Origin of the sequence: Clostridium sp. (assembly GCF_036646415.1) — a bacterium.
GTDB lineage: Bacteria > Bacillota > Clostridia > Clostridiales > Clostridiaceae > Clostridium_J.
Map to the genome: position 1 here is coordinate 163,980 of NZ_JAVXMF010000001.1, position 19,079 is coordinate 183,058.

At 28.7% G+C, this 19,079-nt stretch carries 13 protein-coding genes and 1 pseudogene; 5 read left to right on the forward strand and 9 right to left on the reverse strand.

What is annotated here, in order from left to right; translation table 11 throughout:
* Positions 1-255: 255 nt before the first annotated feature.
* Positions 256-987, forward strand: a complete 732-nt coding sequence (locus RSD37_RS00650) for a hypothetical protein (RefSeq protein WP_346944763.1) — start codon at positions 256-258, stop codon at positions 985-987.
* 154 nt (positions 988-1,141) lie between these two features.
* On the opposite strand, the gene RSD37_RS00655 is transcribed toward RSD37_RS00650, so the two are convergent.
* The 6 genes from RSD37_RS00655 to ppk1 all read right to left on the reverse strand — a co-directional run bounded on the left by RSD37_RS00655 (position 1,142) and on the right by ppk1 (position 8,218).
* The gene (locus tag RSD37_RS00655) at positions 1,142-2,026 is read right to left on the reverse strand and encodes a GNAT family N-acetyltransferase (protein WP_346944764.1); all 885 of its coding nucleotides are present in this window, start codon (positions 2,024-2,026) and stop codon (positions 1,142-1,144) included.
* Between the two features lie 36 nt (positions 2,027-2,062).
* Positions 2,063-2,674, reverse strand: coding sequence for a GNAT family N-acetyltransferase (locus tag RSD37_RS00660; protein WP_346944765.1), 612 nt, complete (start codon positions 2,672-2,674; stop codon positions 2,063-2,065).
* 180 nt (positions 2,675-2,854) lie between these two features.
* Positions 2,855-3,955, reverse strand: coding sequence for a DHHW family protein (locus tag RSD37_RS00665; protein ID WP_346944766.1), 1,101 nt, complete (start codon positions 3,953-3,955; stop codon positions 2,855-2,857).
* Positions 3,956-3,966: 11 nt separating this feature from the next.
* Positions 3,967-5,343, reverse strand: coding sequence for an MBOAT family O-acyltransferase (locus tag RSD37_RS00670; RefSeq protein ID WP_346944767.1), 1,377 nt, complete (start codon positions 5,341-5,343; stop codon positions 3,967-3,969).
* A gap of 177 nt (positions 5,344-5,520) precedes the next feature.
* The gene (locus RSD37_RS00675) at positions 5,521-6,012 is read right to left on the reverse strand and encodes a DUF4358 domain-containing protein (RefSeq protein WP_346944768.1); all 492 of its coding nucleotides are present in this window, start codon (positions 6,010-6,012) and stop codon (positions 5,521-5,523) included.
* Positions 6,013-6,130: 118 nt separating this feature from the next.
* Positions 6,131-8,218, reverse strand: a complete 2,088-nt coding sequence (gene ppk1 / locus RSD37_RS00680) for a polyphosphate kinase 1 (protein WP_346944769.1) — start codon at positions 8,216-8,218, stop codon at positions 6,131-6,133.
* A 163-nt stretch (positions 8,219-8,381) separates the two neighbouring features.
* On the opposite strand from ppk1, the gene RSD37_RS00685 reads away from it, so the two are divergent.
* Positions 8,382-9,311, forward strand: a complete 930-nt coding sequence (locus RSD37_RS00685) for a hypothetical protein (protein ID WP_346944770.1) — start codon at positions 8,382-8,384, stop codon at positions 9,309-9,311.
* Between the two features lie 31 nt (positions 9,312-9,342).
* Here RSD37_RS00685 and RSD37_RS00690 read toward each other — a convergent pair whose 3' ends face one another.
* Positions 9,343-10,512, reverse strand: a complete 1,170-nt coding sequence (locus RSD37_RS00690) for a hypothetical protein (protein WP_346944771.1) — start codon at positions 10,510-10,512, stop codon at positions 9,343-9,345.
* A gap of 242 nt (positions 10,513-10,754) precedes the next feature.
* Here RSD37_RS00690 and RSD37_RS00695 point away from each other — a divergent pair.
* A pseudogene (locus RSD37_RS00695) lies at positions 10,755-11,078 on the forward strand (phosphoenolpyruvate carboxykinase); the annotation flags it as partial.
* Between the two features lie 111 nt (positions 11,079-11,189).
* Here RSD37_RS00695 and RSD37_RS00700 read toward each other — a convergent pair.
* Positions 11,190-11,930: an acyl-ACP thioesterase domain-containing protein gene (locus RSD37_RS00700; protein WP_346944772.1), complete on the reverse strand. Its 741-nt coding sequence runs from the start codon at positions 11,928-11,930 to the stop codon at positions 11,190-11,192.
* Between the two features lie 118 nt (positions 11,931-12,048).
* On the opposite strand from RSD37_RS00700, the gene RSD37_RS00705 reads away from it, so the two are divergent.
* Complete coding sequence (locus tag RSD37_RS00705) at positions 12,049-13,347, forward strand: ectonucleotide pyrophosphatase/phosphodiesterase (RefSeq protein ID WP_346944773.1); 1,299 nt, start codon at positions 12,049-12,051, stop codon at positions 13,345-13,347.
* 100 nt (positions 13,348-13,447) lie between these two features.
* Here RSD37_RS00705 and RSD37_RS00710 read toward each other — a convergent pair whose 3' ends face one another.
* Positions 13,448-13,963: a phosphatase PAP2 family protein gene (locus tag RSD37_RS00710; protein ID WP_346944774.1), complete on the reverse strand. Its 516-nt coding sequence runs from the start codon at positions 13,961-13,963 to the stop codon at positions 13,448-13,450.
* A 256-nt stretch (positions 13,964-14,219) separates the two neighbouring features.
* Here RSD37_RS00710 and RSD37_RS00715 point away from each other — a divergent pair, with 256 nt between their 5' ends.
* A complete protein-coding gene (locus tag RSD37_RS00715) occupies positions 14,220-19,073 on the forward strand; it encodes a cytidyltransferase (protein WP_346944775.1) in 4,854 nt (1,617 codons plus the stop codon).
* Positions 19,074-19,079 lie beyond the last annotated feature (6 nt).

The window sequence follows — 19,079 nt, forward strand, 5'->3', positions numbered from 1 at the left end:
TCTTATTTTCTTTATAATTAGTATTAATTGAAATTTATCTATGTATTTCATAAACTCTGAAAAACATACCTACTATTTTTTTATAAAAACTGTGTATACTAATATCATACTTGCTACTTTATATTGTAATTTTATATTTTTATGGCATAGGAAATCATATATAAAGTAACTCCTTTTCATATTCATTCTAAGGAGTAAGTTCTACTTAACCAAATTGAAATTTGGAGTATCACTTAAAGTATAGGAGGTAATGTTTTGATTAATAGAAGATTTATTTCAGATGATTTTGAAGAAAATTTATCTTTTCTTAAAACCACTTATAATCTGGCTAACTATAATTCTAACTATGATAGTTGTATAAAAGAAATTAAAAATATTACCTTAGTTCCTAGAAGTGGAACACATAACAATTTCAAAGTTAAAGAGGAAGTTATTATCTACGTAATCAATGGTGAACTACTTTATAGTGATAGTCTAGGCAATAATGAAAATTTTTATAAAGGTAATATTATTTATATTCCTTCAGGAAATGGAATTACTTATGATATATTTAACAATGGTCTGGATCTTCTAGATATAGTTGAAATAAACTTATTTATTGATTCTAGCCACCTAAGTTCTTCTTCTCGTAGTCCTACTAATATTAGCAAAACCACTGTAGCTTATTCACATTTTGATAACATTCCAGTAAATCAATGGAATTATCGTATAAGCTCAACCAATGGACTTGCTCTTATTAAATCCATCTACGATATAAATATATATTCATTATCTTTACTATCAGATGAAAAAGTAGACTTTACTATTGGTAAAAATAGACAAGGATTTCTATTTCAAAGCTATGGCCAAAGCATATTTACTACAAATAATTTAGAAAATAAGGTTACTTTAACGGGAGTTGATACCTTACACATAACTAATGAAAACTTTGAAATATTGGCTTATATTCCCAGCGACTTACTTCTAATTGAAACCTGCATAATATAAAATAGCTATAAGTGATATGAATTCTTACAACTTATAACCAAAACTCAGTAATAGCTACAAAATGATGTTACTGAGTTTTTAGTATTAAATATAAGAAGATTGTGAACCTACTTTAAACAAGGTTTAATTTGATTATTACATTGCTATTATTTTTTTATGCATGCGATAAAGTTTGAAATATTAGTTTTTCCTTTTCTATATTTTCTAAATCTTTTCCCAAATAAAAAAGTGTACAATCTTCTTTGTGAAATTGCCTGACATCATATCCATTAGTATCATATGGTGTAAATCCGAGTGATACTTTCTTTATGGTACCGTCAAATGAACTTATTATTTTTTCTAGATTAACTTTGTGTGTAGATATAATCTGATAAATCCAAAGATTTTCCCTCTCTTTATAAGCAATTACGTATGCATATTCATCGGCACAATAATAAACTAAGTCACTCATAGGTCCTGTTGTCCAAAATGCAGTCAAACCAAAATTGTCCATTGAAAATCTTCCATTACTAACACTTTTTTTTACTGTATCAAGGAAATTTTGTCTTTTTGTCTTATCAGCCATATTAACATGTTCAATTTGCATTTTATTATTTGCTACATTTACCGCTTTGCTATACTGATATTCCATACCTCTTATAAAGCCAAATTTAGTATAAAAGTTAACAACACTATCATTAGCAAACAAATAGATACCATCAACTTTTTCTTTGTATTCTGCAATTACTCTTTCCATAAGATACCGACTTAATCCCTGCCCACGATATTCTTCATCTGTCATAACAGTTCCAATTTGAATGTAATGTTTCTCTGTTCCATCCATATTAAAGTCCATTAAATTAATAGATATATTTGCTATAACTTTTTCCCCATCAACCAAAGAACAAGGAATGTATTTTTCACTCCAAAAGCCATTATTAAACCATTCTACAAAATTAAAATAAAATGTTTTTTCAGTCAATTCATTGAAACTATGACGTAGTGCATCATTGTTCTTATAATTCGTTACATAAGAATATTTCAAATTATCTACCCCCAATTATATAAATTATTTTTACTTCTTAATTTCCAACAATTATTTATTACCATTTATAAAATAATCATCATATATGACAAATTTTTCATCTATTGGTTTGTAACCTTTCTTTCCTAATGATATAATCCGTTCTGATGCAGCTTGAATAGCTTTTGTAAGAATAAATTCAACATCAAAATCTTTATAAAAATTTTTATTAGCTATTTCTAGTATTTCATCAATATACTTTTGCTCTTCATATTTACTTTGCAAATCTATCCTCAATACACCAAAGTGGTTAAATTCGTCATTTGCTTCACGTTTAAACATTTCTACTGTACCAATTTTCTCTCCGGTTTTATTTAAAACAACTGTAAATCTTATAAAATATCTATTTTTATAGGAAAATTGCCAAAAATCAATAGCCTTCTTCATTCTATCAATAGTTGTATAGTGGAAGTCATCTCCATTACAATTATCAGAATTAAATAGGGGTACTGACTTTTCATCAGAATAACATTTTAATAGTTCTGATGCATCTTCTGAAGCTGTCAATTTTAATGTAAGAATATCTTCAGTGTACACTGGACACTTTTTATAAATATCTATTTTCGCCCCCTTATAATCAACTTTATCAAAATATTTCATAACAATTTCGTCATTAATTAACATAGATACCTCCCATAGATAATATAAATAACGTTTATTTATCGCCATGTACTAATTTTACCATTTTACCTATTTTTTATCATTGTTATTTCAAAAGAAAAAGAGACATCTCGAAAGCCGACTTATGTTTTACCTAACCATTGAAACATTTTCAACTTGAGATAGTCTCTTATTTTTCTATAATTAGTACTTTAATTTTATAATGTTTATATCTCGAGAAAAGTTTGTTAGATTATAAATTATTAATATGTTATCAAAATCATTTTCTTTAACATAATCATTTACCTTCAACATAAATGATCTTAAATCTACAACATGAATCTCTTCAAAGTTTTGTGTTAAAAATGGAATCATGGAATTTCCAAAGGAATCTTTGAACACCAATAGTCTTTTCCCATTAGTTAAATTCTTATTTCTTATAATTGTTATAGCATTATTTCCCCTTAGAAACATAGAATACTTATCTCTAGAATCCAAATAAGAATAATTATATAAATCATTATACTTGTCTCCTTGTATATCCATTTCAATGTTTTCAAACTTATAGTAAGTTAATACATCAGAAATAGCATTAAATGGCTTTGCTTTTGAAAAATAAGTTCCATAAAAATTATTCACTCTCACTTCTTCTAAATCCTCAAGATTCACCGATGTTTCTCCTATGCTTTCTACAAATTCTTTATAGGCTATATAAGCACCATAAGTGGTCCAGTGATGGTCTGTTTTATAATAGATATAATCTTCCTTATTTGAACTCATGACTTTTAATAAATCAATGTTATTACTAGATTCTGTACTTTCATAAATTTTATTAATCTCAACCTGTTGATTAATTAAAGGTGCACCTGTAGGTAACTTTTCCCTATATATTTCATAGGAATTTGGAACTATCATAAAAGAAACATCTTTCTCTGTATTCTCCATAAACTTATTTACTGCTTTAACATTGCCTACCATTCTTTCTTCATCAATTATAGTAAGTTTATCAAATAAATAATTTTCTTCTCCGTATATAATATTATTATTTTCTATTTTTCCTAGAATGCATTCACTTCTTGATTTTAAGTTAATCCATTGATCTCTGAAAACAAACTGATCATTTACATACGCTTCGTAATTTCCAGAAAAACTTCCATCTAAAAAACCTTTTAGGGTAAACTCCACCTCAGTCTTAAGCTTTTTATTTTCAAGTTCTGAAAACTTTTTGTCTGTGTTCACCATATCTATAATAGCTAAACTAAATATTATAATAAAAAAACTATATAATAAGGGATTCTTTTTCATCTTCATCCCTCCTAAAATCTAAAATATAAAAATGGATTATAGGTAGCATCCACTAAATATGCCACAGATATAAAGAAAATAAGTAGTAGTATTACAGTGTTAACAGTGTTATTTTTAATCATTTTCTTGTATAGATTTACTATTAAAGGAGTTGAGAATACTGCTGCAATAATTAAGGTAATACCGTAATTCCTTATATAGTATAGATAATCTATCCCACCCTTGAAATCAAATAATCTTATGATAAGCTCTTTTAGCTGAACTAAGTCTGTTACTGCAAAGAGTGCCCATCCAATAAGTAAAAAGAAAAGCACATATATATGGGATAGGATTCTATTTCTATCTAAGAACTTTAAAAGTCCTGCCTTTTCAATGTATAAAAGGATAAAGAAGAAAAGTCCCCATATAATAAAATTGTAGCTTGCTCCATGCCAAAATCCTGTTAAAAACCATACCACAAATAAATTTAAAGTCACCCTTAGTTTACTCAATCTATTACCACCTAAGGGTATATATACATATTCTCTAAACCAAGAACCTAATGTAATATGCCATCTTCTCCAGAACTCTGTAATACTTCTTGATATATACGGGTAATTAAAATTTCTCGGGAAATTAAATCCCAAAATTTTACCAAGTCCTATAGCCATTAGAGAATAACCACTAAAATCAAAATATATCTGAAACCCATAGGCTAAAACCCCCATCCAAGCTAAAGGTGTAGAAATATTAGCAAAACCCAAAGTTTCCACTTCACTCCAAAGCATTCCTATATTATTTGCAATAAGAACCTTCATCCCAATTCCTAGTATAAATAATTCTATACCCTCTTCAATTTGATTTTTATCTACCTTTCGCTCCTTAATCTCTTTACTAATATCCGTATACTTTACTATAGGACCTGCAATAAGCTGTGGAAATAAACATACAAAGGCTCCAAAATCAATTATATTTTTCTCCGATTCAACTTTACCTCTAAACACATCTATACTGTAAGACATAGTTTGAAATGTATAGAAACTTATTCCTAGAGGAAGTGTTATATTTACATGATTTAATGCTAAGTTAAATAACCTATTTATATTATCTATAAAAAAGTTAAAATACTTAAAGAAAAACAATATTCCTAGATTACCTACTATGGACACACACAAAAGACCTACACGTGCCTTTTTACTTTCCCTATACTTCTCTATGCCTCTACCAACGGAATAATCTATTCCAATAGAAGCAATCATAATAAGAAAATACTTCCCTTCTCCCCATGAATAGAAAATTAAACTTAATATTAAGATTGCTAAATTCTTATATTTTTTAGGAGTTAGAAAATATATTCCTAGAGATATTGGTAAAAATCTCAATATAAATAAAATACTACTAAAAACCATAATAACTCCTCTTTAATTTTTCATTATCAATCTCTATTTAAAGTAAGTGTTGGTTATGATCTACTATTACGTCATATAATATTGAACACAATTTCAACAATATACTTAAAAGTAGCCTATTATTAAAAGAACCTTAAAAATATACTTTTGTACATTCTCAAGGCATTTTAAAATTTACTATTTTAAAGCTTCTTTAAAAATCTCAACTGCTTTTTCTGTGTTCTTTTGACCTTCTTCATAGTCTGGAATTAATAATAAAGCTACATAATTTCCAACAACTTCAATTTTAGCTGATTCAACTGCTTCTAGTTCTCCTGGATAAAATGCTGCAACTTTCTTATCCTCTATAACCTTCTTCAGTGACTCTTTAACTGAATCTACTTTTCCATCTTTCGCTTTAATAACAGCTATTGCCTCTAATCCGGTGTTTATCATACCATTTTCAATAGAATATTCTTCAATATTATTAAGATTTAAGTAATACTGAGTCTCAGCAAGTTCTCCCTCTACTGGTCCAGTAGCTCTCATCTCTAATCCCTCTTTTATGTTGCCAACTATGTCAGCAGTTAGTACATTTTTCACATCTTCATCTTTACTTCCACTAGATGAACACCCCACTAATCCTAAAATCATGATTCCACTTAATAAAATACTAACTATCTTTTTCACAATTGTTCCTCCCCTTACTTTTCAATTTAATATTTATAGTAACTACAAACTATAATACGGAAAACAAATTAAAAAGTATCATTACTGTTAATTTATTTTAACTAAAAAACAAATCATTTTACATATAAGAATCTTCCATTTCATCAATTTGCATTTTTTTCTTCTCACTTTGCATAATAAATCTATTATAAGCATTAGTCTCCTTTAATCCATTACTCTTTTCATATATTCCACTTTGTAAAAGTATCCTACTATTTACCTCATCCTCCATATAGAATTTCAAAATTTCTTTTACTCTCTCTTTATTTTCATACTCTTCTACAGGGAACATTACTTCAATTCTTCTATCTAAATTTCTTTTCATAAGATCTGCACTAGATAAGAAAATTTTTTCATTCCCTCCACCATAGAAATACATTATTCTACTATGTTCTAAAAATTTTCCTACTATACTTCGGATCTTAATATTATACTTCTCATCAAAACACAATTTTTCATTCAAAGTGCATATTCCTCTAACTATTAGATTAACTTCTACACCTTTTTTCCCTGCCTCATATAATTTATTTATTATTTCCTCATCAGTAAATCCATTTACCTTTAAAGTAATCTTGCCCTCTCCATTATTCTCTACACTCCTTATTTCTTCATCAATAAGTTCTATAATTTTCTTTCTAAAATTATATGGAGAAATAGACACCTTATATAAATCTATGTTTTTATTTACCCCTGTTATAAGGTTAAATATTCTGCTCACATCTTCAACTAGGTAAGGATCACAAGTAAAAATACTTAAGTCGGTATACATTTGTGCAGTAATCTCATGATAATTTCCTGTACTCATATTTACGTACCGTCTAAGCCTCCCCCCTTCCTTCCTTACTATCATTAATAATTTACAATGAGTTTTAAGACCACAAACTCCATATATAACTTTGCAACCAGCTCTTTTCAGTTCATCCACTAGTTGTATATTCCTTTCTTCATTAAACCTTGCTTTCACTTCTATTACCACAGTTACTTCCTTATTGTTTTGAGCTGCACTCTTTAGAGCTTCTACTATAGGTGAATTTTCACTTACTCTATATATTGTTTGCTTTATAGCTACTACTTTAGGATCATTTGCAGCTAATCTTAATAATCTAATCACTGTATAGAAGGAATCAAATGGAAGGTGAAGCAATATATCCTTTTCTAATATAGCTTTAAAAATATCTTTATTACTAGTTATCGGAATTACGCCATTCTGATATTTAAATTTCAAATTTTGCATATCTGTAATCTTATATATATTATTTAAAAAGGTTAAATCAAGTGGTCCATTAATCTTATATACCTTTTTCTTTTTTAAATTTAAACTACTCATAATTAAGTTTAATAACTTGCCCTTTCCTTGTTCCTCAATTTCTAATCTTACAATTGGATTTGCATTTTTTCTATTAAGAGATTCATTAATTAACTTTATAATATTGTCATTCCTCTTATTTTTAATATTAATATCACATCTCTGAGTTATTCTAAAAGATGCTATAGATAATATTTTTGAATTAGGAAGTAATCTTCTTATATTTAATTTAATAACCTCTTCAATTAACACATACTTACAAATTCCATTAACTGATGGTAATTTAACTATTCTATCTAAAGCTTTAGGAATAGTTATAACACATAAACTTTCTCTGTTATCCTCTTCGATTATTATACCTATATTAATCCCTTTACTTTCTAGATTAGGAAAAGGTTTAGTTCCATCTATAACTATAGGTGTTAATACGGCAAAAATATTTCTCTTGAAATATTTATTTACATAATCTATATCTCTAACTTCGATATGCTTTGAATCCAAAATTTGAATTTTATTATTTTCGTATGAGTTCAAAATTACTTTATTGTAATATGTATATTCATAGTCAATTTGCTTTCTAATTTCACAATCTATCTTTTCTATAACTTTACTTTGTTTTTTATGTTTCTTTTCCTCATCATAATACGTTTCACTCATAGTTACTTTCTCCTCAGAAAATATCCTATCCATTTTCACCTCAAAGAACTCATCTAAATTAGAACTTACTATAGCTAAAAACTTTCCTTTTTCTAATAATGGATTATTTTTTTTCATTGCCTCTTCTAAAATTCTTTCATTGAAACTTAGCCAGCTGAAGTATTTTGAAAATTTATCAACCTCTGTCCCGACTCTCTTTTTCATCTTTTGCACCCCATAAATCTTAATCATATTTACATAATTTTAGATTACCCATTTTCTTATAATATATGTCTTATATATATGTGTTAATTTATCTATATATATATGTTATATTTTAATATTTACATCGTATAAATAACAAAAGACATTTTTGATTGGAGGTATTATGAACAATATTGGTATAATAGATATAGGCTCAAATACAATTCATTTATTAATTGTTAATATAGATAATAGATATAATACTAAAATTTTAGAGGAGGATAAGGAACATCTACGATTAGGTGCCTCCTTGCATTTTAATAAAAATATAAGTCCTGAAAAAATTATAGAAACCATAACTATCTTAAAGCGATATTTACGCTCTTGTATTATAAATAAAGTTTCTGACATCATAGCAGTAGCTACAGAAGCTCTAAGGGTTGCTGAAAATAGTGTATACATTTTAGATTTGATAAAAAAACATACCGGGCTAACTATTAAGATACTTTCACAAAAGGAAGAAGCTTACTTTTCATATTTAGGAGTGGTTACAGCTTGCAACATCGAAAAAGGCATAATCATGGATGTAGGAGGAAATAGCACTGAAATAATCTCTGTGGAAAATAATAAGTTTAAAAACTACACAAGCCTACCCTTAGGGGCTATTAACATTACTGAAAAAATAAGCGTAAATAAATGCGGAAAATATGTTAGTTGCGATTATAATGAAAATTATTTTAATGGGTTATTTGCATCCATACCGTGGATTAAAGACTTTACCGCAACTTCTTTAGTTGGTATTGGTGGTACTTTCAAAAATCTCCGAAAAATTTATACTAGTTATAATGATGATTGGTTTATACACCAATCTCCTTTAACCTCTATGCCACCTTTTAAGATAAAAGATTTATGCAACCATATTAAAACTCTAAGTTTAAAAGATAGAGAAAAACTTAAAGGACTTTCAAAAAAGCGTGCCGATATTATCTTGGGTGGATGTGAACTTATCACTAATATGATAAACTACTGTGATTTTGCAGAAATCAAACTTTGTGATGAAGGCTTAAGAGCAGGAATATTAGCGAACTACTTGAATAAACAAAACCCAATGTGATTTTAGCACATTGGGTTTTGTCTTAATATTTTTAAATGAACTTTGATATAAATACATATAAGAAGTGAGCAACTATACCTGCTATAAGTCCACCAAATGTATGGCTCATTATAGCTTTTCCCGTTAATTCTCTACATTTTAATCCATCCATCATTGCAACATGAGTACTTAAATATCCACTCCAGCACATTCCCATTGCTGTAAATACCGCAATTTCATTTCCACCAATTAGTCCATTTTCAAGCATTTCAGGTACTAATCCAATAGCTGCTCCTGCCGCTCCTAAAGAAGTTATTGGGAACGCTATGGCCTCGGGGCTTTGGAATCCAAATAGTGGAACTAATACAAATTGAAGCTTTTCTCCAATCCAAGGAAGAAGCCCTATTCCTTCAGATGCAGCACCAGTATATAATCCAGCTGCAGAAGGTCCATTAGTAAGCATAAGTACTAGAGTACATATGATAAGTACCCCTGGTATTATAGCTAGTCCCATTTGAACTCCTGAGGAACCACCTTCAAGCATGGCTGTCATAATCCTCGCTGAAACACTACCTTCTCGAACTTCTCTATAATTCATCATATCAAAATCTGCATCTTCATCTAGTACGCACATTTCTTCTTTTCCATAAATTTTTGCAGTTTGAATAAGCATTAATCTTGTGCTTACAATACTTCCTACTATCGCTCCAACATTACCTATAACTGCGGGAAGTATAAAACTTTCACCTATTGGAGATTTCTGACCCATCATATATGTGGTAATAATCAATCCCATCCCAAAAGCTGTTCCTAGATTTGTAAGGGCTGGCAATTGATATTTTTTAAAATATCTTCTAAATCCTTTATCATCAGCTAATGTTAATATAGCTGGATTATCAGAAAGATAGGTAGCTAAAATTCCTATAGTACTAGCTCCTGGTAAATCATAAATTGGCTTCATTAGAGGAGATAATACTTTGTTTATTAATGAAACCACTCCAAATTCAGATAGTAATGCAGATACAGCTCCCGCAAGTACCGCAATAGCCATTATATAAAACACTGTGTTTATAAGTAAGCTATATGCAGTGTTCATTAGAGTGTTAAACATATTTATAGTCCCCATAACACTTCCCATTCCTGCAAAAATACCTACAAATACTATTAAAAATATAAATCCTTCTCTACTTACCGCCTTTTTTAATGCCTTCTCTTGCCCCAATTACTGCTCCCCCTTATTTATTAAAATTTTCAATTTTTCCAATATTTCAATTATATTATGGATTATTTGCGTTAAATTGTCAATCATTCATAATGATAAATTTTCATAACCATTATATTGTTTGATAAATTTTTATTCATTTTATTCACTAGAAGCTATATTGGTTTATTTTTAATTCATATAGGTAATTTAAATTTTATTTATTCTATTCCATCACTTTTAAATTTTTTATTGTACTCTACATTCTTAAAATACTTTCTGCTGGTGCTAACGCAGGTTTAATACTTAATAATACTATTTGGCCTTGCCCATATGAATATGAAATTTTAGAAGATATTCCTTTTATAAATAATATAGTTCTAGAAGCTCCTTTTATAAATTACCCCAAGAAAAATACTAGAAGTGGATTCTTTACAGAAACTCATAAAAATCTACTTAGCGACTGCTACCTAGATAAAGAACATTTTTTCTGTTATCCTGCAAAAGTTGGTGAGCTAGTAGCATTCATATACTTCCATAGAGATTTAATGGCTCATGGAGTAACCTTCTGTAACCTATTTGAACTTATTAAAACTCTTTAATAAGTTCAAAATATATTAAATTTAAAGGGCGGTGTATCTAAAGCGTTATGTAAGCACTTTAGATACACCGCCTAATGTTATGACTTTCTATAAAGTTTAACTTTTAAACCTTACCCTACATTGGAAAAACTCCTGGTTTGATTTTTCGGAAGTTCCATTAATACAATAAGTTTTAGATTCTTCATCTTCTAAAAATTTATTTATTTTCAAACTATCATTACATTTAATTTCTTTTATAAAATTTAACTGCATATATGAAATATTATTTTCCTTATGCCACTCCAAAGGGAAAAAATCTTCTACAAAGCAAACATACTTTGCATTATTTACATGGTTATTTATATCTATATCATTATAACGAAGCTTTCTATCCATTACTTCTATAGGATCTCCTGGCATCTTAATCTTACCAAGCTTATTATCAACTACATCACCTACATTTATATCTATATTTATTGGACATATTGTTGGCTTTTGTGGAAATCTATTAGCCATATCTAGTATTAGGTAATAGATCAAAGCTTTTCCTATAGAATTTCCATCCTTATCTAAAATATTAAATCGCCTTTTCATAAACACTTTTTCACGTCCACCTAAAGTAGTTTCTATAGTTACCGCTTCCCCAACTAATGGATACCTATCCATATGTATTTCTATTCTAGATACTACCCAAAATAAACCCTTGTCCATCATACTCTGAAAATCTACACCTAATATATTTGCATGATTTTCTACAGCCTGTTGTATATAGTCTATAATAGTAAACAACTTTGCCTTACATTTAAAATCTCCTTCATGAAATTTCACTGTAAACTTTTCTTTATAACTTATCTGCACAATTACACCTTCTTATAAATCTTTTCATTAATTCATATAATTTTATAGTTTTATAGATTAAATAATAAAATTAGTATATCATAATTCATATATAACATAAAGTTAAGGAGAATAAGCTATGAATAATTTAACAGATAAACATATGATTATTGTCTCACTTGATGCACTAAAGTCAGATGATTTTCATCTGATGAAATCCTTACCAAACTTTTCAAAATGTATTAGACATGGAGCTGTGGTTAGAAATGTTAAGTCTATATATCCATCCTTAACCTACCCTGCTCATACCACAATAGTTACAGGAAATTACCCTAAAAATCATGGGATTGTAAATAATAAGTTATTAGAACCTGATAAGATTATGCCAGATTGGTTTTGGTTTAGAAAATATGTTAAAAGCCCTACTCTTTATGATGTGGCAAAGGAAAATAACTTTACAGTGGCCTCAATATTTTGGCCCGTAAGTGCTCATTCATCCATAAAATATAATATGCCTGAAATTTTTTCAAACAAAAAATATATGCCTCAGGAAATAGTTTCCATTCTTGGTGGAAGTCCTATTTATCAATATAACTTAAATAAAAAATTTGGGTATATGCGTAATGGAATAAATGAACCTGAACTAGATGACTTTGCAATAGCTTCTGCTGTAGAAACCATAAAGAAGTATAAGCCAAATTTGATGTTTCTTCATTTACTTGATTTAGATAGTCAAAGACATGGTTACGGAACTTATTCTAAACAAGCTACCGATGCCCTCCTACGCCATGATATACGAATTGGAGAAATAATTTCAGCTCTTAAGGATGCAAATATATATGAAAATTCATCTATAGTAATTTTAGGTGATCATGGCTTTCAAGATTATGATAAAATAATAACCTTAAATACACTACTTAAAAATCAAGGATTGATTACTACAAATGAGAATGGTGCTATTATAAATTGGGATGTTTATGTAAAGTCTTGTGATGGAAGCGCTTATGTATATATTAAAAATAATAACAATACCAAATTTAAAAATAAGGTTAAAAATATTCTTAGAGCTTTAACCATGGATAAATCAAATGGAATCGAAAAAATATATGATAGTGATGAAATTATTGCCTTAGGTGGTGACCCTAAAGCTTCCTTTATGGTTGAAGCTCTAGATGGTTTTTCCTTCTCTGATAAGCTAAATAAAAACTTTGTTACCCAGGTTGAAAATTCAAAGGGTTCCATCAGCGGAACCCATGGTTACCATCCTGATAAACCTGATATAGATACTTTATTCATAGGATGTGGACCTTATTTTAAATCCAATGTCTATATACCAAGTATGAACCTAGTTGATGTAGCTCCAACTCTAGCTAAAGCTTTAGGCTTTAACTTTCCACCTTGTGATGGAAAAATTGTAGATGAATTAATTTCATTGTAATATTAAGAATTTTTTAAAAAAATCACCACATTAAATTTACATTTAATGTGGTGATTTTCATTTATTCTTACCAATAAATCTTATTTCTAAAACTTTTTATTTAAACTATTAAATGCATACATAAAGCGCTTGCAGATCCAACAACTACACCAGCTCCAACATCTGTAGGATAATGAACTCCAAGATATACCCTTGAAAACCCTACTAGACTTGCAAATATTATTGATACTACAGCCAATCCTGTAAAGCTTAAGGCAATACTAATTCCTATTGAAAATGCGGCAGTAGTATGACCAGATGGAAATGAATAATCGTCAACTCCTATTTTACTAATATTTAGTGTAGGAATTTTTATGTATGGCCTTATTCTATTTTTTATTCGCTTTAAAAAGTGAGTAATTCCACCTGAGGTAATAATTGATAAGGAAGCTAAAATACCAAGATTCTTAATACCTTTACTCTTTGATATTACTGTTAGTACTACAAATATCATACAAAAGGTTGCAGATCCAAAAAACGTTATACTAGGCATAATTTTATTTAAAAACTTGCATCTTAATTTTTCATTTATAAAATGTAATAAATATATATCTATCTTTCTAATTAATTCAATCATAAAGACCTCCTAAGAATCATTTAAATAAATTATATATAAAAAAAAAGTAAATTAAAAGTTATTTTTAAAGTAAATTTTCATATACTCTATTTATTTAACACTATTTACATTTAAATTACTACTAAACCCACGTGATTTAATAAATATAAATATAAATATAATTATTTATATTATATTTGGATAATATAAGCTTAAATGATAAAATTATTATGTAATTCATATTTACTTATTTAAAAATATACTTTAGGAGGATTATATGGAATTTTTACAGCTTAAAGAAATAAAAAGGAAAATTTTCCGTAAACTATTAAATTCTCATTCCCTAAGAAATGAAAATATATCTCAAGATATTCTTAATAAACATATAAATTCCCCATCCTTTCTATACAACCTTCAAGAAATTTTAGAAGAAAAGGATTTTTCTCCAAGTAGAGTTCTCGCTCTCTGCTCTTCTCTTATGAATGAAATCTGCCTATCATCACCAGAAGATTGGCTTGTTTACCTATATAATTATACCTTAGATAAGAATTTTAAGGATGCAGTAACTATTGAACTTAATCCTAATTTCAATATAAGTTGTGAAGTCTATCTTAAAATTTATAAGATATTATGCGACGTGGAAAAATCAATGGATATACCTAACAATTGGCAATGCAAATATCCTATTATTCTTCTAAATGACGATGAAATTGACTCTCTTGAAAGAAAAGATGAGTACGTAAAGTTTCTTAAAGCTTTTAACCGTGATTATGTCTATGAAATGATGAAGTTAAATGGAGAGATATTTAAATATAATACCCTGGACCATATATGTGGAGTACATTATCTAGCTATGTCTTTAGCCCGTCAATTAAAAGCCAAGGGTCTACCTATAGATTTAGGAAGAGTATCTGGAGCTGCAGCTGGTCATGACATTGGTAAGTATGGTTGCAAGGGCGAAGAATTAAAGCGAGTACCACACCTTCACTATTACTATACTGACCAATGGTTTAAAAAGCATAATATAAATTATATTAGAAACATTGCCATAAACCATTCTACATGGGATTTAGAGTTAGAAAACCTATCCTTAGAATCCTTAATACTTATTTACTGCGATTTTAGAGTTAAAAATATCTTTACTGAAAATGGTCCAGCAATGTGTATATTTACACTGGCAGATTCCTTTAAGGTTATCCTTGAAAAACTAGAAAATGTTGATAAGAAAAAGGAAAATCGATATAAAAGAGTTTATGAAAAGTTAAAGGATTTTGAAGGCTATCTTAATAGTATAAATATTTGTACTGATCCTTCTTCTAAGGAGGATTATTCTAAGCCTGTTACCTCTCCAATATATTCTTTATTGAGAGGTAATGAGATAACAACTAGCATGAAGAACCTAGCTATAAATCATAATATAAGTCTTATGTACCTACTTCGTGATGAATATTCATTAAATACTATTTTAGAACAAGGACGTAGTGAAACTAATTGGAAAAACCTACGTCAATATATAAGGGTATTAGAAGAGTATTGTACCTATTTTACCCAAAGACAAAAGCTTCAAACCATAAGATTTTTATATGATAACCTTACCCATGGAGAAGATGATATTCGCAGGCACTGTGCTTACCTCATAGGTAGACTAATAGCTATTTTTGACCAAGATTATAGTAAAGAAATACCTAAAAATGTTACTATTGAAAAACCTCCTATAAGTAGCTATGACCTTTTCGAAGAATATCTTAATCTTATGCTTTATCCTGGTGGTAAATTGGTGACTACTCATAAAAACTGGATTGGATATAATACTAAGATAATGGTAATGTCAGTGTTCTCAAATACAAAACAACTAACCATGAAATCATATAGAAATATTATATTAAAATATTATTACACAGAAATTTCTAGCAATTTCGAAACCCAGCTATATTTATTGGACACTGCTAAGTATATATCCTTAAGCTCCTATGATGAGAATCTGGATTCTCTTATAGAGTTTATTCTTACTCTTACTAAGAAAAGAAATATTATAATAAGACTAGCTGCACTGGAGAGTTTAATTGATATAATTCCAAAACTACCTATTACTCATTCTATTAATTTTTTTATAATTAAATTCCTTGAGCCTATTACTATAAAAAGCAAAAGTCCTTCAGAAAACTTTTTATACCTAAAAATTTTTACACTACTTAATATGAATGAACATAAAAAAAACTTTGAAAAATACTGTCTAGCTGATTACACAAAGGTTCCTGAGATTTTTCTTAGTAATCTAAAAACAGCTACTAATTGGGTTGTAAAGAAGCATCAAATCGATATACTTTTAAATATTACTCTTAATAGTACTACAAACACAGCTTTACATACTTGTATACATTTTTGTAACTTGTTAAAGGTAAGTGAAATTGAGACAGTAAGAGATAATGCTGGATTATCTATTCTTAAAATTATGCCTATATTAAGTCCATCTGAACGAAATGAGGTTGCCATAGAACTTTTACGTGGTCTTGAAATTGAAGGTCAAAAATTTACAGAATATATCTCACCTTTCCTTGGACAGGTAATCTTATGGCTTGAACCAAGTGAGATAGATGAAATTATAGATGATTTAAAGTCTAAAATCAAAGTTTCGAATGAAGATGTTAAAATTTTAATTGTTAAAACTATAGGTACTTCTCTATCCAATTATGGTTCATACAAAACTAGATTTAAAGAGGAAATCCATGTTTATGATAAACGCTTATGTAGTATGCTTTCAATACTTTTAAATGGCATAGGTGATTACAAAGATAAGGTAAGGCAAGCTGCTATAATCACACTTGGAAAGGACATATTTGGAAGTTCTAATCTATCCTTTGAAGAAAAGCTTCATGTATTTAAGCTAACAGGGAAAAAAATTCTTACTCTCATAGGTAACGATGATAATAATAGATTACTTCTATTAACTAATGCAGCAGCCCTTAACCATATCTATAGATTTATCGCTGACTATACCTTCTTTAAGGGGAATTTTTCAATAGATATACCTGATAAAGTTGCCTTTTTCCCAGGTACCTTTGATCCCTTTTCTCTCGGCCATAAGAATATTTCAAAGGCTATACGTGATTTAGGATATGAGGTTTATCTTGCTGTGGATGAGTTTTCTTGGTCTAAAAAAACCCTTCCTAATCTTTTACGTAAAACTTTAATTAGCTTATCTATATGCAATGAATTTAATATATATATTTATCCTGAAACTTTGCAAACCAATATTGCAAATCCTAAGGATTTAAAAAATCTTAGGAATTCATTTTCTGGTTCTGAGGTTTACTTTGTGTCTGGAAGTGACGTGCTTTTAAATGCTTCCTGTTACAAGCGTCCTGTTGTTGAAAATTCTATTCATACCTTTAATCATATAATATTTGAAAGAGGTAATTCTAAAAAGCTTCTGGGGGCTAAGTCCCTTATCCAAGGAAAACTTGAAGTGCTAAACCTACCAGCAAGATATTCAAATATAAGTTCTAGTCAAATCAGAAACTATATTGATAAAAATAGGGATATATCTACCTTAGTCGATCCTTTAGTTTCAAAATATATCCATGAAAATGGTTTTTACCAAAGAGAACCTCTTGAAAAATTATCCTTAAATGCAAGTAATTTAGATTTTGAATTTATTGAGAATATTAACAGTGATATTGTATATAATCTACTATCAAAAATGGATTCTAACCATGAAATTGAAACTGAACTAATTAAATTAATAAATAAAGAAGCACCAAAATTAGTTATTATTAAGAATTCTCAATCTGGAGAAGTTATGTCCTTAGCTGCTATGCATTGGGTTCGTGCAAATAATCTTTATGTAGAGATAGAAAACGAAGAAATTTCTAGAACTCTCAGAGCTAATTCTACTGGAAGAATGATCTTTATAGATGGTATTTACATTTCTGATAAAGAAAAAAATAAATTTCTTGAGCAAGTTATTATAACTGAGGCTTTGTCCTTTGCCATCTCTAAAGACTATGAGTATGCGGTGTTTAATCCTGCTCATAATTCCTTAACAAGCTCATTACTTGTTGAAACTATGATATCTCAAGGATTTACAGACATAAGTTCCCTTGATAGTTCATTACCAGTTTTAGCTGTCAATATGACTAGTCCTTGCATTCTAAACTTAGATATTGAAAGTATAATTAAGGAGCCTTTTAGAAATAATTCTAAAGTAAGAAATGTTATTAATATTAGAAGAAAGCTCCTTCAAAAAACTTTATCTAGTCTATATCCTAATGAACTACTTCTTTGCTTTAATAGTGATGTTCTTCATGAAAAAATGATAAAAAATATTTGCCATGAAAATCAAGTTTCTACACATATTAAAACTCCAAAAGAATATGGAAGTGCCATGTGTATACCTTATGGAGATATTTTAGACAGACATGTGATTCCAAATACAGTAACTAAATCTCTTCACACAGAGAAGTACTATTCAGGTAATGTGAAGAACTTTTTCATAGGCGAATCACCATACTACCTTGCTCTTAAAGATCAATTAAAAATGATAAAATCTTTTAATCGCCCTATTATCTTGGTTGATAATATTCTTCATAAGGGATATAGGATAAGAGCCTTAGCTCCTCTTTTAAAGGAAGAAAATATAAATGTTCAAAAAATTCTTTGTGGAATCCTCTCAGGTAGAGGAAAGGATCTTATGGATATGCAAAATATAGAAGTATCCAGTGTTTATTTTATACCTAAGCTTAAAATTTGGTTTAATGAAAATGCCATGTATCCATTTTTAGGTGGAGATGCTATATGGAGAGGCTCATTTCCCAAACGAAACCTAATTCCATCTATAAATGCTATACTTCCATATACCTATCCTGTATTTATAAAGGATGCTTCTCATCAAAGTGTTTACAATCTTTCTAAAGTTTGTTTAGAAACGTCTATAGAAATCTTGAAAATACTAGAAAGTGAATATCATAATATATATGGTAGAAAGTTAACTCTTTACTCATTAGGTGAAGTTATCACAACTCCACGTAGTCCTGACATTGGAAAAGGAATCGAATATGATTTATCTTCAACGCCTTCAACACTAGTTGAAAAGGACTTAGAGCTTTTAATAAGGCTAGAAAATATATTATAGAGAAAG